This is a genomic window from Gardnerella sp. DNF01189, assembly GCF_049244195.1.
GTDB lineage: Bacteria > Actinomycetota > Actinomycetes > Actinomycetales > Bifidobacteriaceae > Bifidobacterium > Bifidobacterium swidsinskii.
In genome coordinates this window covers 1,198,760-1,219,805 of record NZ_CP058385.1, presented here as the reverse complement: position 1 = coordinate 1,219,805, position 21,046 = coordinate 1,198,760, and the positions used below count along the sequence as shown (strand labels likewise).

Below are 21,046 nucleotides of genomic sequence, written 5' to 3'. Positions count from 1 at the left end.
TAAGCCTACTACCGAGCTACCATTGCCTGATACTTCATATATTGGCTCATCCTCAATTTGCTAAAAAGAAACAAGATGATTAGGATTCTCAAGAAAATACACAATGAGCTTAGTGCCAGAATTAGTGCCATCTATTATTACTATGGCTGCTTGGGCTATCGCGTTATTTGCAGCTGGGTGCTCTATTTCTAGCAAGAAGAAGAATTAGAAATTAGTATCGGCAAATAGTTGCAACAAATAAGCCCCGCTCACTTGCTCAGTAATGATTGCGATTGAACAGGGCTTATTTTATTTATACTTACTATGTTTAAATATCGCGATGCTTTTCAATAACGTAGCCAATTGCGTACATGACTACAGCCCAAGCGAGAACTACCAAACCGGACTGCCACCATTCGAAAGCAACATTTACATTTGATGCGAATTTTCCGTTAGAGCTAGAAGAATCACCCAAGAACTGACTTACAGCTGTGGCTGGCAAAAGCTGAGTAAGCACTAAAGTCCATTTTGCAAAACCACTTGAAATCACAATAATGCTAAGAACAGTAGGCAAAATCATCACAGCTCCAATAACGCACATAATTCCGCCAGCAGTTGACTTGCAAATCATGCCGAAGCCGTACGCCATTGCTGCCACAACAACCATAATTACAGGAGATCCAAGGAACAGCATAAGAGGTAATTGCCATGTTCTACTTCCAGACAAGCCTGAGATATTCTCACCCATAAATGCTAATTCTGCAGCAACTAATGAAACTGCCATTGCAATAAGTTGTACCACAAAAACGTAGATTGCGATTGCAACAAACTTAGCGGTAAAGAACATACCCCTTCGAGGTACAGAAGTAAGCGAAGCTTGAATTGAAGTTGTGGAATGCTCAGCTGTTATAGCAAGCACTGCAAAAATCGCAATAACAATCAAAGATATAGAGGCAAAACTAATAACTAAGTTGAAAATACCTTCTTGAGAAGAAATAAGGCTGCTTTTATCGCTCGGCCCCATGGTGACTGCACCGCTTGATTTGCTAGCAGACGCACCCTGTTTAGTAAAGTCAACTTTAGATATTGCTTTTTGCACAATCGCGATAATAAAGCTGAAAACTACAGGCAAAACAATGGCCAATGCCATGCACCACCAAGTGGATGCAAGCCCACGCAACTTAACCATCTCAGATTTAAGAGAGTGCATAAATGTAAGACGTAGGTGCTGAGCGTTCATGCTTCTGCCGGTTTTGTAAGAGTTGCTTGTTGCTTGATCAACAGATTGATTAACAGATTGATTAATTTGCTCACTCATTTTGCGCTTCCTCCATCTGCATATTGCGTTCCAGTCGCAGCAGTAGCATTTGGCAATGCTTTTGTTACGTACTGCTCTTGACCGTGCGTAAGAGCCAAATATGCTTCCTCAAGCGATGCGTGCTCTTGATTTAGCTGGTAAACCATAATTTGATTATCTGCAATTTCGCGAGCAAGTTGATTAAGCTCGCAACCTGTTACCTTAAAAAGTTCGCCTTCTTGAGCGTCTTGAGGCGTGCGCTTATCAGGCAAAATCTTGCATTCGGGATGATTTTGTGTAAGCACTTGCTTTAGTTTTTCACCTTCTGGAGTTACAAGTCGCACAGCGTGCTGAGAATGTGCATTAACAAAATCTTGTACTGTTGTGCGCTCCAAAATTTCTCCGTGCGCAATAATCACAAGATTATCTGCAGTAAGAGCAACTTCGCTCATTAAGTGGGAACTAAGTAAAATTGCACGGCCTTCGCTTGCATAATACTTGCATAATTCGCGAACCCACTTAACACCTTCCGGATCCAAGCCGTTAACCGGTTCGTCAAGTATGAGATTGTGCGGATCTGCTAAAAGAGCCGCAGCAATGGAAAGACGCTGACCCATGCCAAGCGAGAATGAACCTGCCTTGCGATTTTTTACACTAGTCAAACCAGTAATATCAATGACTTCATCGACACGTTTCTTTGATATTCCGTGAGTTAAAGCCAATGAATACAGGTGATTGTAAGCCGTTCGACCTCTGTGAGCAGACTTTGCATCAAGAACCGCGCCAACTTCCGTCATTGGGGATGTGATTTTTGCGTAAGGTTTTCCGTCAATAAGAGAAGTGCCACTATTGGCGTGAATAAGATTTAACGCGCAACGCATGGTGGTAGATTTACCAGCGCCATTAGGACCTAAAAAGCCCGTGACTTTACCGTCTTCGGCGACGAAAGAAACGTCGTTAAGCACTGTTTTTGCGCCGAAACGCTTTGTAATATGTTGAAATTCTAACATAAATTAACAATATCACAAATAAAAAAAAAAATACACATTAAATGTAAGCGTTTATAAGTACAAGCTGCTACGTTTTAACTAATATTGCTGATGAGATTCTGCTGACAAAATTCTGCTACCGAAATTCTAATTAATATTTTATTAAGATTCAGCAATTTGGTACTGCATGCTGAGCAATCCACGCGTGCATAGAAACAGCTGCAGCAGCTCCTGCATTTAGTGAGCGAACAGAGCCGAATTGCGAAATATAAACAACGTCATCCGCCATCTCTAGTGCTTTTTTAGAAAGACCTGGACCTTCTGCACCAAAAAGCATAAGACAACGTTTAGGGAACTTGTAGTTTTCCATAGCAACAGCACCTGGAATAATATCTAGCGCTATAACGCGAGCGTTTTTAGCGTCTTGTTCCTTAATATTTGCGATTTTTTCGGCTTCTTTATTGCCTTCTGCTTGTGCTTTAAGCAAAAATTGATGCGCTTCTTCTGCTTCTTTAAGCATATTTTCGCGCCAATTAGTTACTAGAGTTTCAATAGTTGGGCAGCACTCAACGTATTGGTATAGCTCAGTCATTAATGAGCCTTTACGATTCCATTTATGAGGCCCTACGATATACACTTTTTTCGCAGTAAACGCGTTCGCAGTGCGAACCATAGAGCCTATGTTGAAATCGTGAGTCCAATTTTCTACAGCTACTTCAAACTCATGACGGCCTTTAGAATCGAGATCCGCTTTTATGGCTTCTACTTTCCAGTATCTGTAGCGATCTAAGACGTTACGCTGGTCGCCTTCGTCTAGTAATTCAGTGCTAAACCGCGCATCATAATTTGGCGATTCTGGATTATCTGGACGAGGCTCACCTGGATGTTCTTCTTCCCATGGGCCAACTCCTATAGGTCGGAATTCTGGCTCATCGGAAGCTTTTGCAGCCAAAGTAATTGGATTCGGTTCGTGCATGCGTGAGTTTTGCTCCGTTTAATACTTTTGCTTAGTATTGCAGCTAGTCTTGGCAGCCGTCAGTTGCGCAATCACCTGTGCAACTTGACTTGCAATGGCCACCACAGCAGTTATCCTCGCAGCAAGGCTCAGTGCAACCATCATGAGCACAATCACCAGTGCACTCTACCTTGCAATGACCGCCACAGCAGTTATCTTCACAGCATGGCTCAGTGCAGCCGTCATGCTTACAATCGCCAGTGCATTTAACCTCGCAATGACCGCCACAGCAATTGTCGTTGCAGCAATCGTCGTGATCTGCATCTGCACGTAATTCTTCTTCATCGAAAGCTTGAACAAATGCCATTTTAGTACTCTCCTCACTTATTGGATTTACTAATTGAAGATGCCTTGTGCCTTGTTCGTCGGCGTCAACACCACCAATTAATGCAACTATAGCAAGAATTTGCGCGCCTTGCTGATGAACAATGCCAAAATCAAGACTTAATTCATTTCCGTGTCGTAAAGTCACAAGCGAAGAAGTTTGAACATACGATTTTTCAGAAAGCCAAGAGTCAAGCAACAGCACTCGCTTGCCTTTAACTGACGGGCCTTTTGTTGCAGGAAAAACAAAATCCATAACAAAGCCGTCGAGTGCAATTCCTTTACGTTCTGCAGCATGAATAAGCGCAAAAACCATCGGCACCGCAGCAGCAGTTAACGCGCCAACAGCGTCAACATCGCGTTCTAACGAATACCCAGCTTTCTCAATTGCGTCAAAAAGAACATCTCCAACCAGCTTAGAGCCACGCTGAGCAAATGTAACAGAAAACAGTTCACTAAATGGTTTCGCAATCATATCTGCACAAAGCATGCGTTTAAGCTCAGCGCGTTCCTCTTGTAATTCTGCCATTTTTGCACTCCTTAGCGTTAGAGTTCTTCAATTTTTGATGCTTTAATGTTTTTATGCTTAACGATCTTCTACTGATACTTCCGGAGCGCTCAGCTCTTTAACATCAGCTTTATCGGAATCTATAAGATCTATTGAAGCAATAACTTTACTTTGATCTAACTTCTGAAGTTTACGCGCTGTTACCAACACTCGCGACTCAAGCGAAGAAGCAAACTTATTGTAAGCTGCAACTGTTCTTGCCAAAGATACGCCAAGTTTTGAAGCATTTTCCCCAAGAACCGCAAAGCGATCATATAATTCTCGAGATAAATCGAAAAGTTCTTTTGCATCATCTGTAAGACTTTGCTGCTGCCATGCGTACGCAACAGACTTAAGCACGGCCCACAAAGTAACTGGTGAAGTGAGTGCTACTTTTTGCGCAAAAGCATCATCCATAAGCGTTGGATCCGCTTCAAGAGCCGCCTGAAGCAATGCTTCGTTTGGAATAAATGCAACTACAAAATCTGGTGCTGTTTCAAAAGCCTGCCAATACGCTTTAGCCCCTAATACTCTAACATGCTCTCGCAAAGCCTTAGCATGCGCTTTTAGAAGCTCGCTCCTTCTAGCTAATTCTTCGTCACTTGCGTTATCTGGGATTTCGCAAGCGCGCTGATAATCCGCATACGGAACTTTTGCATCAACTGGAATTGTTTTGCCTCCTGGCAGATGCACAACCATATCTGGCCTCTGCTGTTCGCCATTTACTCCAGTTACAACAACCTGCGTATCAAAATCAACATGCTCAAGCAAGCCTGCAGATTCAACAATATTCTTTAGTTGAGCCTCGCCCCAAGCTCCGCGAACCTTATTATTTCGCAATGCTGCAGAAAGCGAACTTGTTTCGCGGTCAAGCCTTGTTTGCTGCTCACTTAGGCCTTTAAGCTGAGTGCTTAGCACACCCATTTCTTGCTTACGCCCTTCTTCAATCTGCGAAACTTTATTCTTCAATGCTTCGAGATTGTCTTTTACTGGAGCAAGCGCTTCCAAAACTTTACCTTGCTCTTTCAAAGTTTTTTCACGATTTAACCGTTCGCGTTCTTCTCGCTCTGCGCGCAATTGTTCTTCGCGATTCACTCGCAATTGCTCTGCCTGCTGCGCCTTAGCAAGTTCTGCTTCAACAAACTTTAATCGCTCAGCAAGCTGCTCTGCTTGCGTGCGATAGCGTATAGCCTGATTGCCATTTTCTTGAGCTTGAGCGCGCGCTTGTTCATACTGCGAGCGCAATTCGTTAAATTCGCGCTGGTTTACGCCATTAGCGCCTTGCGTTCCAGAGTTGTGCTTAACAATAGCCAGCACAACAATGGCGGTTATTACAACAGCAACCACCATTAAAACAAACATCACAATATTATCGAACATACGTTCTATTAAACACTATTGAGTTGACTTTTGAAATATAATTAAACACGTCTTTTAAGCACGTTCAAAATAAAGCAATCCACGTCCACACGTGCCGCTCCATAGGCAAACTGCAATTACAGTAAGAACAACAATGACGTATAACAATATGGATTGTCCAGGAATTACAGGCAAAGTTCCAGAAGGATACCATCGCAAAATCAATCCAATTTTACTTTGCAAACCTTGTGTGGCAATATTCATCACCGCTAAAAAGACACCAAATGCAAGGCCGTAAAACCTTCCAAAACAGGCTAATCCAATCATTATGAGCACAATATCAATCCAAGCATTACCTAAAATCATCTGCAATGTACTCAATAACTGCAAATCAATTATACGAACAATTAACACTGAAGCGCCAAATGAAACAAACAAACACAATAAAGCAGCACTCAATGCATATATTCGCAACCTTTTCATCACGAAACGTTCCCACGATACCATAATCGGAGCAAGACAAACGAATGCCGCGGCAATAAACCCAACTACAATAACTTCATACAGAGGAACAACAAAATTAACAACACTACTACCAGATTGACATTGAAACGTTATACCTTCTACCGCATTATGCACATTAGCAGAATCCGGCAAACAAATATAACCAACATAAACTGGCAACTGCGTTACAAATGATCTGAATATAACAAGCATTAAAGAGGGAAGGACTACGGACAATAAAATTGCAACGATTGCAACAATATAATGCCTACCTTCAAGCCAAGCGCGAAAATTATTTTTCATGCTTATCACCAAGTTCCGATAAGACTTGTTGTGGAGTTATGAGACATTGATTAAGTTCTTTAACATGATTTTTTACAAATTGTTTCAGCTTAGCATCATCAGCATTATTAATACTCATAGCCACTTTATCGTTTGCTTCACCTGGAATAAATCCATATGACCCATACACATCATTACTTATACGAGAAGGAAGTTGAGCAAGCAAAAATGCTGTAACAGAAGCGTTTGAATCAAGATTCTTTTTTACATATACTTCTTTCATAGCACTTGATGCACATTTTGCAGGCACAAATCTTTGTAACACTTCTTGAGCGATACCAGTCATATCACCATATTTCTCAGAACGCCTAACAAATGTATCTGTTTGTTGTTGAATAACAGTAGCTTTAAGATTACGTAACTTTATTAAACCACTATTAGTAAGATTCCAAGATTTTTCAGTATTTGTTGGAGTAAACGCATTTCCAAGCACAAGCACAATTCCTTTGCCTTGCGAATCTCTCTGATTCTTAGGAAACCAAGAAGCAACAGTTTTCAAATGTTTAACAGCACGAAGTTTACGAATATAAGCTTCTTCAGGATGTACACAAACAGAAAAAGCAGTATCTTTAAACGTCGTACACTGAGGCACAAAAGGTCCAGAGCGAATCCAAGGTTTTGGACCCCACATAGCTATACAACAAGCGCATACTATTGGCATAATTAAAGAAATACTTATTGCTTTTATGCGCCAATAAGATCCCTTTTGCCAAAAATATCTAATATGCGCGCAACAAAGAATGCATGAAACGATAACAACACACACAAAGAATATGCGCAAAGTCACCAACCATGGGTTCATTCGCAAACCAGGCTCGGCGCCGATACCAGCGTCCGACACTGGAAGTATTGCGTATAAACTACTACCCCAATATCTAGGAAAAATATCTCCTTGAGGTATGGTGCCATTACGCATTATAATGACGCCATAAATACAGCACCAAATTATTGCAAAAGATAATAAAGCTGAGAATACAATTGCCCAACGATTACCAATAATTACCCCTAAAGTAAAACCAATTGCAAAAAATGCACTTGGCGTCACGCCTCCACATAATAGTGGAAAATACGGGAAATTTGTAATATTTACATCACTCTGAATTACTGTTGGCAATATACTTACGCAATATAACAAACTGCACAGTATAGCGCCTTTTAGTATAGGAATAGCGTAACGACTGGCTGATTTTCCTGCACACCACGCAGGATTAACCAAACATCTAGGCGAGCAAGCTTTACACGAACACCATGCGCCAAAAATGCAAGCAACAATATCAGACAAACAATGCATCCACGTGACATCAATTCTTAACCAAAGCGCATAATTATTATTATGCGCTAAAAAATTTGCCACACCCAAAAAAACAGGATATGCAATCAAAAATAAGCTAAAAATACAACTGCTTATTAGAGATAATGGGTACATAATACGTGAAATAATTGTGCACTTCTTATGACTTTTCGTAAAAAATCTGAATTCAGTTAAAAAGTTAGAATATTGACGCATATTTAATCACATCCCTACTTGCTACCACATTAACGAAATAAGAAACTATACATATCTAGTTACTGCTACTACTAATTTTTATGAAATTTAGATAGCAAATGCCTATACCCTGATTCCCATGGAGTTACCATAAGATCTTCACGATTAGCATATTGAAGAAGATTATCCATTTTCCCATCAAGCAATATAATTCCTTCATTAAGAACTATAACCCGATCCGCAATTACTGCTAAATCTTCTACTAAATGTGTACTGACAATAACAGTATGCTTTTGCGAATAAGACTTAAGAAAATTACGAATATCAATACGCTGCTCAGGATCTAAACCAACAGTAGGCTCATCAAGTATTAGTACTGCAGGCTGACTAGCAATCACACAAGCAATACCAGCACGCTGACGCTGACCTCCTGATATTTTTGCAACTATGCGATGTGCTTGTTTTTCCAAGCCAACCTGTTTGAGAGCATTCCAAGCAGCTTGATACGCAGCACTCCACGATAGACCTCGCGCCCATGCGGCATATTGAACATTTTTTAACACACTCGATGCATTCATAAGTTCAAATGATTGTGGCAAATAACCAATATTTGACCGAGCTTTAGCCCTTTCCGCACGATCAGTTACGTCAAAGCCATGAACAAAAAGTTTCCCACTAGAGGGAGCATAAATCGTCGCTATAACGTTAAGCAGAGTAGTTTTCCCAGCACCATTTGGCCCCAAAAGACCACATATGCCAAAAGATAAATCTATAGAAAGATTATGCAAAATTTGTTTTTTCCCATACGAAAAATTCACATTAACAAGTTGCACATCTGAGCACGTATATGATTCTTGCATATCTCACCACTTAATAACTAGACTACTTACCTACAACTTCGTATATTTTCTCTGTCTATTCCAACTACAGAACCACTCATCTGAGCATAAGCTGACATTGGCATAGCATAAGCAATAGTAGAACGCGCAACTATTGCAAATCCTTCCTTTGCGAACATATTCGTATCTCCATTTTCAATCTGCTTCATAACGTATTCAGCCTTGAATACATACACGCATTTTATAATAATTCAATATAAAAAAAATAGATTTTTACAAAAACCAATTAAAATTTTAAAAGATACGCATATTCGATAATGCCAATTATCAGCAATAACTCGAAAAATTAAGGGGGAATTCCACCTTTTTATTTCAAGTTCATTCTACAAATATTTTTTATTTAGATAAAAAAATAGCGTGCTGTCTACTGGGGAATAATCCAACAAACAGCACGCTTTGTTTTATTTGACTACATTATTTGACTACATTAAAGAATGCAGGCACTACGCAATCTTTAGGGTCACATGGTCGCTAGTATTCTCACAATCTGCAACTACGCGAGCGCCATCATGCACCTTTCCAGAAAGCAACAATCGCGCAAGCTGGTCGCCAATTTCCGTTTGAACCAATCTGCGCAAAGGACGAGCACCATAAACTGGATCGTAGCCATGCTCTGCAAGCCAAGCGCGAGCAGAGTCACTCACATCCAAGCTAATACGGCGGTCGCTCAAGCGCGCAGCCACTTGACGAACTTGAATATCCACAATTCCGCCAAGCTCTTCGCGGCTCAACGGATGGAACATAACAAGTTCATCCAAACGGTTGATGAACTCTGGCTTAAACTCAGCGTGAACAGCGTTCATAACAGCCTTGCGCTTAGCAGCATCGTCCAAGCCTTCTTGCACAAGGAATTGCGAACCCAAGTTTGATGTCATAATCAAAATCGTATTCGTAAAATCAACTGTTCTACCTTGTCCGTCAGTCAAACGACCATCGTCCAAAACCTGCAACAAAACGTCGAATACTTCTGGATGTGCCTTCTCAACTTCGTCAAAAAGCACTACAGAATACGGGCGCCTACGCACGGCTTCAGTAAGTTGGCCGCCTTCCTCGTAGCCAATGTAACCAGGAGCAGCACCGATTAGACGCGAAACGGAAGCCTTTTCCATGTACTCGCTCATATCAATGCGAACCATTGCACGCTCGTCGTCAAACAAAAAGTCAGCAAGAGCCTTCGCAAGCTCCGTCTTACCAACGCCAGTAGGACCCAAGAACAAGAAGGAACCAGTTGGGCGATTAGGGTCTGCAATTCCAGCGCGGCTTCTGCGCACAGCATCCGCTATAGCCTGAATTGCTTCACTTTGACCAACCACACGCTTAGAAAGCTCCTTTTCCATGTTGAGCAGCTTCTCATTTTCGCCTTGCATCAAGCGACCAACAGGAATGCCCGTCCATTCGCTAACGACTCCTGCAATAGAATCAGCATCAACCTGGTCTGGAACCATCGGCTCTTTCGCTTCACTCTTAGCATTAGCAGCCTCGGACTCCGCTTCTTCCAAAGCTTTTTGAATGCTTGGAATTTCGCCATACAAAATACGGCTTGCTTGTTCCAAATTGCCTTCACGCGTGAATTTGTCGGCCTCTACGCGCTTAGCGTCGAGTTGCGCTCGCAAATCACCAACCTTGTTATGACCAGCCTTTTCAGCATCCCAACGCGCTTTCAATCCAGTAAGCTTTTCACGCGAGTTAGCTAATTCTTCTTGCAACTTTTCTAAGCGTTCTTTAGCAGCAGCATCTTCCGCTTTCTTTAATTGCATTTCCTCCATTTCAAGACGCGTAACTTTGCGCTGCAATTCGTCGATTTCTTCTGGCTGAGAATCAAGCTCCATACGCAAGTGAGCTGCCGCTTCATCCACCAAATCAATCGCCTTATCTGGAAGCTGACGACCGGTAATATAGCGGTTTGAAAGCGTTGCTGCAGCTACGATTGCATCGTCACTAATCGTCACCTTGTGGTGTGCTTCGTAACGTTGCTTAAGTCCGCGCAAAATCGTCACAGTATCTTCAACAGACGGCTCGCCAACAAACACTTGCTGGAATCTGCGTTCAAGCGCAGAATCCTTTTCAATATGCTCACGATACTCGTTAAGCGTAGTCGCGCCAACCAAGCGCAGCTCACCGCGCGCAAGCATTGGCTTAAGCATATTGCCAGCATCCATTGAACCTTCTGCAGATCCCGCGCCAACAACAGTGTGAATTTCGTCAATAAACGTAATAATTTGACCGTCTGATTGTTGAATTTCCTTCAACACTGCCTTCAAGCGTTCCTCAAACTCGCCGCGATACTTCGAACCTGCAACCATCGAAGCCAAGTCAAGACTGATAAGACGCTTGTTTTGCAAAGTCATAGGCACATCCCCTGCAACGATTCGCTGAGCTAATCCTTCTACAACTGCCGTTTTACCAACGCCCGGCTCTCCAATTAGCACAGGATTGTTCTTCGTGCGGCGAGAAAGAATCTGAATCACGCGGCGAATTTCCTGGTCTCGTCCAATTACTGGGTCGAGCTTTCCTTCGCGAGCGCGCGCAGTCATATCAACAGAATACTTTTCGAGCGCTTTGTAGTTGCCTTCAGCATCCGGACTTGTCACTTTTGCGCCACCGCGCACAGTTGGCACAGCCTTACGCAACACGTCTGCGGAAACGTTGTGCTTTTTGAAAATATCCGCAACAGCGTTTGGTTCGCTAGCAACCATGCCAATAAGCATGTGCTCCGTAGAAACGTATTCGTCTCCCATTGCGCGCATCTCTTTTTCTGCCTGGCTTAGCGCAGCCAAAAGCTGACGACTTGCATCTGGCTTAGTTGTAGTTGAACCAGTAGATGAAGGCAATGCCACTAATGCATTACGAATTTCAGCACCGATTTGTTGCGCATCCGCCCCCGCCTGAGCAATAAGCGCGCGAACGACGCCCTGCTCTTGGCGAAGTAAAGCATCCGCCAAATGCAAAGTGTCAACTTGCGCATTGCCAGCAGCCGCTGCACTTTGCACAGCATCACTTAATGCGTCTTGCGCTAAGGTTGTAAACTTTTGTTCCATATCTACCTCATTTCCACGAAAGCTGTAGAAACCATTTCAGTTAAGTCAAATCGCTGCAACTTTTATTGCAATTTTTATTGCAACTTTCGTTGCAACTTCAAGCTTTTTGACAATACTTTCGAGTTCTAACGAGCTTTCACTTTCATGTATCTGATACGTATAACAGATTTTCCTATAACTTTATTCCTAAAACTTGAGTGTACTAGACTCAAGTTTTGTTTTCAAGAACTTTCAATCGCAAATAATTTACGCAGATAATTTAATTAAGTAGTAAATATGTCGTAATCTTAAAAACATGAGAATTGCACGTTTTTCATATAATGAAGTTCCGCAATACGCTTTCGTTCAAAAAGACGAAACCGACGGTAAAGATTATTTAGTAGCGCTTGAAGGTCATCCTTTAAGTCCACAAGGAGTTAAGCCAACTGGTAAACGTTACGCGTTAGACGCCGATGGCGTGCGCTTGCTTGTGCCTGTAATTCCGTCAAAAGTGTACGGATTGGCAAAAAATTACGATACTCGTTCCGATGACGAGCGCGCTACTTCTTCTGCAGCTTCTTCGCATACTGCTGCAGACATGGTGATCTTTACAAAGCCAAGCACTTCTGTAATTGGTCCAGACGATCCGATTGTGATTCCTGCTTGCTCAAACGATATGAATTTTGAGCCAGAAGTGGCAGTTGTTATGGGCAAAATCGCCAAAAACGTAACGGCAGATACCGCAATGAATTACGTTTTTGGTTTTACGTGCGTAAACGACGTAACTTTGCGAGATTGCGCAGGAAGCGACCCAATGTGGACGCGCGCAAAGGGCTTCGACACTTCTTGCCCGCTTGGACCTTGGATTACAACCGAGCTAAATTGGCGCGATGCACATATTTCGTTTACGCTTAATGGTGAAAATGTGCCAGAAGCCGATGGCACTACAGCTCGACTTATTCACAGTATTCCTGAGCAAATTGCTGCGATTTCAAGCTTCTCAACGCTTCTTCCGGGAGATGTGATTTTGACAGGAACTCCGTACCCAGCTGGAACTTTGCGAGCTGGTGACGAAGCGATTGTACACGTAGATGGTATTGGTTCGCTGCGCAATGTGATTGTGCATGCGTAACTAAAATCATCGATTTGACTTAAAACTACACAAATGCGCGTGGGCCAAAGATTGCCGAACCGATCCTAACCATTGTTGAACCTTCGGCAATCGCCCACGCAAAATCGCCGGACATTCCCATCGAAAGCTCTAATTTTACAGAGCTTCCATCATAATCTTGCGCGAGTTGTTCACTCACACAATCTCTAATTTCTCGCAATTTTGCGAAACCGCTTCTCACTATTGTTTCATCATCCACGCGCGCTCCAAGCGTCATAAATCCGTGCAAATTAAGTGCCGGAAGACTAGATATAGCGAACGCTTCGTCAATCGCGCGTTCTGGCGCGCACCCCGATTTCGTAGCTTCTCCCGAAACGTTCACTTCCAACATAACGTCTACACAAAGTCCCAAATTTTGCGCGCGAGCAGATATCTTTTGCGCAAGTTCAATGCCGTCAACCGACTGAATACCATTTGCAAGTGGTAAAACTTTGTTTATTTTATTGCTTTGCAGTTGACCGATTAAGTAGAGCGGAATTTCGCCGTTTACACCAACGCTTAAACCTTCTCTAGCAGCTTCCGCGCGTAAAATTTCGGCTTTTGCAACGATTTCTTGTGGGCGATTTTCCCCAATTACTCTCACCCCAGCTTTAAGCGCTGCCATAATTTCGCCAACATCTCGCGTTTTAGTTGCGGCAAGTAGCGTAACCGACTCAGCTTGGCGACCATAATGCGATTCGGCTTGAGCAATGGCGTCTTGCACGCTGTGCACGCCGTCGGCAATTTGACGCGCACGAACACAATCAACCTCAGTATTCGCTAAATCTTTTTGCGCCATATATGCCATTTATTGCCCCAATCTATCAATCTAAATACATAGTTTAGTCGAGGAAGGGCACGGATTTGTCGGCTAGGTTTGCGCGAACAGAACCCCACGGCGTGTCAAGGCTTTTAAATAACGCAAGCGCATCGTCGGCACTCATATCTACAGGCTGATTTTGACCAGGCTTTTTGTATCCCAAAAGATACATGCAATAGCCAATCATGCGCTCGGCACTCCAGCCAGATTCACGAAGAGCACCGACGTCTAGCGAGTGCTTACTTTTTGCAAGTCGCTCGCCTTGTGCGTTATCAATCAGCGGTAAATGCGCAAATTGCGGACGCACATAGTGCACGCCATAAGCCGCAAAAAATCCCGATTTTTCAAGCAACTCGCCAATCCAAATTTGAAGCGCTGCCGAACGAAGCAAATCGCGGCCGCGCACAATATCATTTACTCCGCTCAAAACATCGTCAACAACAACCGCAAGCTGATAAGAAAAAACGCTATCCGCGCGGCGAATCACCATATCTCCCAAATCGCGGTCAATATTAAAAGATTGCTGCCCAAAAATCGCGTCTTCAAAACTCACATTTGCTTGCGGCGAATCAGCCGAGGGAACAGCAAGTCTTAAAGAATGTTGCTGATTATTTTGCAAACGCCTTTCGATTTGCGCCAAACCTTGCGCAGTTTTGCGAAGATTTCTGCACGTACCCGGGTAGCGTATAAAACCGTCGCCTTCTTGCGGAGCTGCGATTGCGCGAATATCGGAACGCGAGCAAAAACAAGGGTAGATTAACGAATTTCCGTCAGCATCTTGCAAAGATTCTAGAAATTCAAGAGCTTCTTGGTAGATTTCAGTGCGCTCATGCTGATAAGTAGGCTCACCAACCCAATCAAGACCAGCCCACTTCAAATCATCAATAACTCGCGCGCTAGCATCTTTCGGCATTCGCGCAATATCAAGATCTTCCAAACGCAAAAGCATGTGGCCACCCTGCGATTTTGCAGAAAGCCACGCAGCCAACATTGCTACCATGTTTCCAATATGCATACGCCCGGAAGGAGTCGGCGCAAAACGACCAATTGCAATAGTTGACTTCGAAAACATGATTTCGTCTTTCTTAAAATCTTTCTTAAAATCTTTTCCAATATTTTTCTTAATAAGCACAAGCTTGCAAAGCATAAGCTTGCAAAATAAAAAGCGCGTAACGCATTCATACTAGCATTACGCGCTTCTTACAATCGCAATAAACCGCAATCAATCACAGTTAAAAGCAAATGTTTTATGCAAATAACGACTTATACATAACCACACCCAAGATTGCGCCGGCAATAGGAGCAATAACTGGAATCCACGCTTCACCCCAGCGAGAAGATCCCTTGTGCGGAATTGGCAAAATTGCGTGAAGCAAACGCGGCATAAGATCACGAGCAGGATTCAAAGCAGGACCAGTTGGACCACCCATAGAAGTCACCAAGCCCCAAACAACGAAGCCAACGACGATTGAAGCGCCAGCCAAATTCTTCTCACCCCAAGGAGAAGTAAGGCAGCAAAGTGCAGCTAAAACAAGCACAAGCGTGCCGAAGAACTCGTTAAGGAAGTAGTTAATTTTGTTGTTATACGCATCCGTAGTGCAGAAAGTGCCAAGAATTGCTTCTGACTCCTCAGTTTCGTTGTAATGCGGCAAATAAGTTACGTACACAATAAGCTGACCAACCAGCGCGCCTAAAAGCTGAGCTACAATATAAGGCGCAACGTTAGCCCACGGGAACATGCCGTTTACAGCTTGCGCAATTGTCATAGCAGGATTGATATGCGCACCTGAGATTCCGCCAAACATGAGCACTGGGAACATCACGCCAAAACCGTAGCCCATAGCAATATTTAGCCAGCCAGCATGGTGTCCTTTAGTATTTTTTAATTCAACGTTTGCCACAGCACCGTTTCCGAAAATCATGAGAATAGCAGTGCCAATAAATTCTGCAGCCAACATTGCCATAAACGAATGTTGCATGGTCCTTCGATCCTTCTTACTTGTTTCAAACTCCACACACGTAATCACGCGTATAAATAACGACTCGTCGCTTAACAATCGTCCAACAACTCGCAATTGCGATTAGCACAGCATGGAACACAATATATTCTCATTTTCAAAGAAGCTAAGAAAATGAATTCCAACATTTATTCTTTGATAGTTTCCCTTATACGCGCGACAGTCTGCGTAAATAGTAAAATCGCCCTCACACCAAAAGAGGCCCGCCACCTTGGCGAGCCTCTTATCTACAAAAACAATATCTGCGGTTTCATCTTCACAACATCCTCGTTGCAACGGTTAAAGTCTTAAATATCCCGTCCAACGTCCACGGATTTCATATCCATACACTTTTGTGGGTTACCGCTATCTCTTTTTGTTTTTGTAATTATTATTATCATCGTTTTTTGCCTAATAGTAAAGAGCAAATTAGCCTTTGTTAACATATTGTCACTACTGTTCAATTGCACACGAAAAATCGCAACTCTTGCGGCATTTTGTGAACATGCAAAGGTTATCATGTTAAATTACGTTCGCATGAGACACACTCCGGCGTGTCGCAAGATATTTTTAGAGCGCAAAGCAAGCAATAAAATCGACACTCAGTCGCGCACTTCCCTTGCAACGCATACAATTACAGAATATGGTACAAATTTTTGACGCTCCCTCAAAGGCGATACTGCGCGGTCAAATTGCCGAACACATCGCCGAAGATGAAAAGGCAGAAAAGCGTGAAGCTCGTGAGGGTGAGCTACCGTTGCCAAAAGATCGTTTCTTCGACCGAGAATTAAGCTGGTTGAAGTTCAATCGTCGCGTGCTCGAGTTGGCTCAGAATACAGATTTGCCACTTCTTGAACGCGCTAATTTTGCTGCTATCTTTGCGTCAAATCTCGACGAATTCTTTATGGTTCGAGTTGCAGGATTAAAGCGCAGAATAGATTCTGGAATAGCAGTAACTGCAGCATCCGGCTTAAGCCCTCGTCAGCAATTGCGCGCTATTAGTGAAGTAACTCACCGCCGTCAAGATGAGCACGCTCACTATGTTATTGAGCACATTCTTCCTGAGCTTGCCAAACAGCGCATTGTGTTGCTCAGCTGGGATAAGCTTACAGAATCAGAAAAAGCACGTTTGTCTGATTACTACAAAAAGCAAGTATTCCCTGTTCTTACGCCTCTTGCAGTGGATCCTGCTCACCCATTCCCATACATTTCCGGCAAGTCTATTAACTTGGCTGTTATCGTCGAAAATCCAAATTCTGGAAAGTCGCATTTTGCGCGCGTAAAAATTCCAGATAATTTGAATCGCCTTGTACCAGTTGACGATTTAACAGACGAAGAAGGTCGCGAAGAGCGCTACGGCTTCATCACTATGGAAAAGCTGATTGCAGCACACTTGGAATCACTTTTCCCAGGAATGATTATTAAGGAAGCTCGCTCTTTCCGCGTTACGCGTAACGAAGATATTGACGTTGAGGAAGACGATGCAGAAAACTTGCTTAACGCTATGGAGAAGGAACTTCTTCGCCGCCGCTTTGGGCCGCCAATTCGTTTGGAAATTTCTAACGAGGCCAGCCCATTCCTTTCTCAGCTTCTTGCAAATCAACTTCGCGTAAGCCCTGAGGAAGTCTATCGCTTGCCTTCGCCGCTTGATATGACGGTATTGTTTGAATTGCAGGCGCTTGACCGCCCAGATTTGAAGTATCGTCCGTTTATTCCTACTACGAACCGTCAGATTGCGGAAGTTGAAACTAGCCACGCTCAAGATATTTTCGCTTCTATTCGCGAGCATGACATTTTGTTGCATCATCCTTACGATTCGTTCTCTACTTCTGTACAGGCATTCCTCGCGCAGGCTGCTGCAGATCCAAAAGTGCTTGCAATTAAGCAAACTTTGTATCGAACGTCTAGCAATTCGCCAATTATTGACGCTCTTGTTGACGCAGCTCACGCTGGCAAACAGGTACTTGCGCTGGTTGAGATTAAGGCACGATTTGACGAGGACGCAAATATTGCTTGGGCTCGTAAGCTTGAGCGCGCAGGCGTTCACGTTGTGTACGGCATTGTTGGTTTGAAGACTCACTGCAAGCTTTCACTCGTGGTACGCCAAGAAGCAGAAGGGTTGCGTCGCTACTGCCACGTTGGCACAGGTAATTACAATCCTAAGACTGCTCGCCTTTACACTGATTTGGGGTTGCTTACTTGCGATCCTGTAGTCGGACAGGATTTGACTCGCTTGTTTAACCAGCTTTCCGGTTATGCTCCAAAGTCAAGCTTCCATCGCTTACTTGTAGCTCCACGAACCGTTCGCACTGGCATTATTCAGCGTATTCGCCGCGAGGAAGCCGCAGCTCTTGCTGGCAAGGAAGCGTGGATTAAGATTAAGGTCAATTCCGTAGTTGATGAGCAAACTATTGACGCTTTATACCGTGCTTCTCAAGCTGGCGTGAAGATTGATATTGTTGAGCGTGGAATTTGCTCACTGAAGCCTGGCATTGAGGGATTGAGTGAGAATATTCGCGTTCGTTCTATTCTTGGTCGATTCCTTGAGCACAGCCGTATTTACGCGTTCGCTAATTCTTGTGGCCCGCAGATTGGTGACGGTCCTGCAAGTGGTCCAGAAGTGTGGATTGGCTCTGCAGATTTGATGCACCGCAATCTTGATCGTCGAGTTGAAACCCTAGTTCGCATTACTGCGCCTGATCAAGTTGAAGCATTAATTCAGTATATTGATTTGCAAATGGCTGATTCAACTGTTTCGTGGTGGATGGATGGCGACGGCACGTATACCTTGCATTCTCGTGATAAGGAAGGTCGTCCGCTCGTTGACAGCCAGGCTTACTTGATTCATACTCACACGCGTAAGCCTCGCGGTGCGAACTAATCGCAAATAACTAATAAACAATAAGCAAGAGCCAGATTCAGTAACATGTTTCTGGCTCTTGTTGTGTTTATTAACCCTTTATAATCTGGCTAAATCTCAAGTATTCCCGGCAATAGCCGAAATTTCTACAGCACCATTTGCCAGTTTTAGGATAATTTATGTGAAAATTGAGCGTTTATAATATTGTTTACATACTATATAGCAGTTCTATTCCTATCTTCTTAAGGATTGGAAGCTGAGGCTGTAATCACCTGATTATCTCGGGCATCAGCTCCTGCAATATCTAGGGTCATGCTCCAAATACCGATAAGCAGCAAAATGTATCTGTTAGTTAGAGCGTCTTGAGAGAAATATAGCTTTCTTGCAGTAAGTGAGTGCGTTATATACTTTTTTGATGTTTGAAGTAATAATAAAACATATACCCCAATCCACTAGTTAACTATGTTATAAAATTTAGTAATCCTTAGCGCATAAGAATATATATATACACACAGATGACGTTAGTTCGGGAAATACAGTACATTTAAGTCGGTTGCAGATGCCTGATATGCGCGATCACGTGTCTACGAAAATGTCAAGGAATACTAAATGTTAAGTTTTTTAGCTTAGTTACAGAGAATTTTCCTTGGTATTTCAACGATAACTCGGATTTTTAGACACACTTTTTACCGCTTACCCTAAAACTAAGTCAACCAACCGAGGTAGTAATACTCATAGCCTCAACACAATCAAAAACTCATCTAACTAACTGAGCTAGTAACACTCAACATGAATCGCTATTAAATATTTTGATACGAACGCCACAGCTCCTAAGGAAATAACCTACATTCGATATACTATGAGCACTACTCCCATAAGGGTTATGGGCTTATTTTTTACACACTTTTGTCCGAGTTGGCTAATGTACAGAAAATAGATTCGATTAATGCGACACACGTGTATTGCAATATGCAAAGCATGATTTCTTATACGCTTTTTGGACTACAACACACAAACACCAGAAAAATCACCTGCAAACGTTTCTGCACAACACAGAAACGACTACAAATGCCGTATTTTTCTCAGGCATTTGTAGTCGTACGTAATCTAATGATAATTATTAATTTACTAAATTTAATGATTATTGGATTCTAATTCCGCAATCAACATCTTGTTCTTTTCATTTTCAACGATACGATAATTTGATTGCCAAACAATCTTAAGTTTGCCAATATTATTTGGGTTTGTGTCTGTATCAAGAGTATTTTGAACTAAAGTTTTACCAACCCTTTCCCATATCACTTCCGGCGCATAAGCCCATTTGAGAGAGCCGTCCTTGGTCCTCTTCAACAACGCTCGAAAAGCTCCAAAAATAGGCATAATATACCCAGATGGAATATCATATTTAATGTCTTCGCAATGATAAGACGTTTTTGCTTTATCCGTAGTTTTTACACCACGAATTTTGCCAAACGCACTCTTTTGATTGTTGTCAATTTTATACCCTTTATACTTTTGGCCCATATCTTTTTGAATAAGCTCAAACAACCTAACTAAAACTGGCAATTCTTGAGCAAGAAGATAATAAATATTTTTTTCTTTAGAATCATTTACATCATCAGGATTTGACGACTCATATTTATTATATTCTTCACTATAATTCTTAAAAACTATAGCCTTCCCAGAATATGAAGCAATAGGAGCATTCGTATCGTCTTTGAACAAATCAATATTAAATGCATACATTAATCTAAGTAAATCAGAAATTGGTATACGCTTATCCTCATTGTCTTTATATGCAATTTCGTTACGATAGGTTTCACCTTTAGATTCCAAGGCTTCTTTAATAAATCCAAACCTATTTTCAAGATTAAATAATGCAATATCGCTAACTTGAACAGATGTGTTACGCGCATCAGATAATTTTGCTACATCAATATTTTTACCTACAAAGATTTCGATTTTAACAAACTTATCCATTCCTTCAGGGATTTCTTTTCGATTTTCAATAATGGCTTTATAAGTATGCCCACCATCCAAAACACCATAAAGAGAAGAATTATCACCAAAATCAATTTCAATTGTTGATTTAGATGGATCAGTTTTGACACGGTTGGCAAGAATTACCATTCCCCTGTTATGCATGTCAAAATACGGATCCGAATTAGAAACCGCAGCCTTGAGCTTTTTAGCTGTAGCTGTTTTCATATTTACTTCACGAGGATTTACATCCGTAGGCATTCCTTCTGGCAAATCGCGCAAATTAACCCATACAATATAGTATTTAACTTTGTTGCCATCGTCATCTTTCTCTTTATCTACAGGTGACGTAAGCGTTCGCACAGCTTCAAATTTAAATTCTTTTATCATTTTGCACTCCTTTGAGTAGCTTAAAGCACAATTACAGTTTGTAACCATACATCTAGCACCTTTTGGTGAAGATATTTATAAGATTATCATA

Annotated in this window: 16 protein-coding genes; 2 read left to right on the top strand and 14 right to left on the bottom strand. The window is 42.4% G+C overall.

Annotated features, from left to right (window positions below; translation table 11 throughout):
* Positions 1–307 precede the first annotated feature (307 nt).
* The 10 genes from HXT41_RS04835 to clpB all read right to left on the bottom strand — a co-directional run bounded on the left by HXT41_RS04835 (position 308) and on the right by clpB (position 11,779).
* Positions 308–1,297, bottom strand: a complete 990-nt coding sequence (locus HXT41_RS04835) for an ABC transporter permease subunit (RefSeq protein WP_076002565.1) — start codon at positions 1,295–1,297, stop codon at positions 308–310.
* A complete protein-coding gene (locus HXT41_RS04830; RefSeq protein WP_004110073.1) occupies positions 1,294–2,286 on the bottom strand; it encodes an ATP-binding cassette domain-containing protein in 993 nt (330 codons plus the stop codon). The genes HXT41_RS04835 and HXT41_RS04830 overlap by 4 nt, the downstream gene beginning before the upstream one ends.
* Before the next feature lie 148 nt (positions 2,287–2,434).
* Complete coding sequence (locus tag HXT41_RS04825) at positions 2,435–3,241, bottom strand: TrmH family RNA methyltransferase (RefSeq protein WP_076002563.1); 807 nt, start codon at positions 3,239–3,241, stop codon at positions 2,435–2,437.
* Positions 3,242–3,284: 43 nt separating this feature from the next.
* Positions 3,285–4,133 carry a hypothetical protein gene (locus tag HXT41_RS04820; protein ID WP_004136511.1) on the bottom strand — a complete coding sequence of 283 codons (849 nt, stop codon included), beginning with the start codon at positions 4,131–4,133 and terminating at the stop codon, positions 3,285–3,287.
* Positions 4,134–4,190: 57 nt separating this feature from the next.
* Positions 4,191–5,531 carry a DNA recombination protein RmuC gene (rmuC, locus tag HXT41_RS04815; RefSeq protein WP_004105862.1) on the bottom strand — a complete coding sequence of 447 codons (1,341 nt, stop codon included), beginning with the start codon at positions 5,529–5,531 and terminating at the stop codon, positions 4,191–4,193.
* Positions 5,532–5,585: 54 nt separating this feature from the next.
* Positions 5,586–6,317 (bottom strand): hypothetical protein, encoded by a 732-nt coding sequence (locus tag HXT41_RS04810; RefSeq protein WP_004136512.1) that lies wholly within the window; start codon positions 6,315–6,317, stop codon positions 5,586–5,588.
* Complete coding sequence (locus tag HXT41_RS04805) at positions 6,307–7,401, bottom strand: hypothetical protein (RefSeq protein WP_032838786.1); 1,095 nt, start codon at positions 7,399–7,401, stop codon at positions 6,307–6,309. Before HXT41_RS04805 ends, HXT41_RS04810 begins: the two co-directional genes overlap by 11 nt.
* A gap of 533 nt (positions 7,402–7,934) precedes the next feature.
* A complete protein-coding gene (locus HXT41_RS04800; protein ID WP_004136514.1) occupies positions 7,935–8,702 on the bottom strand; it encodes an ABC transporter ATP-binding protein in 768 nt (255 codons plus the stop codon).
* Positions 8,703–8,728: 26 nt separating this feature from the next.
* Positions 8,729–8,890, bottom strand: coding sequence for a hypothetical protein (locus tag HXT41_RS04795; RefSeq protein ID WP_004136515.1), 162 nt, complete (start codon positions 8,888–8,890; stop codon positions 8,729–8,731).
* A 294-nt stretch (positions 8,891–9,184) separates the two neighbouring features.
* Positions 9,185–11,779 (bottom strand): ATP-dependent chaperone ClpB, encoded by a 2,595-nt coding sequence (gene clpB, locus HXT41_RS04790; RefSeq protein WP_116994957.1) that lies wholly within the window; start codon positions 11,777–11,779, stop codon positions 9,185–9,187.
* A gap of 295 nt (positions 11,780–12,074) precedes the next feature.
* Between clpB and HXT41_RS04785 the strand changes: the two genes are divergently transcribed.
* A complete protein-coding gene (locus HXT41_RS04785; protein WP_102695081.1) occupies positions 12,075–12,890 on the top strand; it encodes a fumarylacetoacetate hydrolase family protein in 816 nt (271 codons plus the stop codon).
* Between the two features lie 25 nt (positions 12,891–12,915).
* Here the strand turns inward: HXT41_RS04785 and HXT41_RS04780 are convergent, their stop codons facing one another.
* From HXT41_RS04780 to HXT41_RS04770, 3 genes are all read right to left on the bottom strand, one after another.
* On the bottom strand, positions 12,916–13,716 hold the full coding sequence (locus HXT41_RS04780; RefSeq protein WP_103013762.1) for a YggS family pyridoxal phosphate-dependent enzyme: 801 nt from the start codon (positions 13,714–13,716) through the stop codon (positions 12,916–12,918).
* Positions 13,717–13,750: 34 nt separating this feature from the next.
* Positions 13,751–14,800 (bottom strand): glutamyl-Q tRNA(Asp) synthetase, encoded by a 1,050-nt coding sequence (locus HXT41_RS04775; RefSeq protein WP_103013874.1) that lies wholly within the window; start codon positions 14,798–14,800, stop codon positions 13,751–13,753.
* Positions 14,801–14,975: 175 nt separating this feature from the next.
* Positions 14,976–15,707: an MIP/aquaporin family protein gene (locus HXT41_RS04770; protein ID WP_012913721.1), complete on the bottom strand. Its 732-nt coding sequence runs from the start codon at positions 15,705–15,707 to the stop codon at positions 14,976–14,978.
* A gap of 661 nt (positions 15,708–16,368) precedes the next feature.
* Here HXT41_RS04770 and HXT41_RS04765 point away from each other — a divergent pair.
* Complete coding sequence (locus HXT41_RS04765; RefSeq protein ID WP_004110091.1) at positions 16,369–18,606, top strand: RNA degradosome polyphosphate kinase; 2,238 nt, start codon at positions 16,369–16,371, stop codon at positions 18,604–18,606.
* Between the two features lie 1,113 nt (positions 18,607–19,719).
* On the opposite strand, the gene HXT41_RS04760 is transcribed toward HXT41_RS04765, so the two are convergent.
* Positions 19,720–20,955, bottom strand: coding sequence for an AIPR family protein (locus HXT41_RS04760; RefSeq protein WP_103013761.1), 1,236 nt, complete (start codon positions 20,953–20,955; stop codon positions 19,720–19,722).
* Positions 20,956–21,046 lie beyond the last annotated feature (91 nt).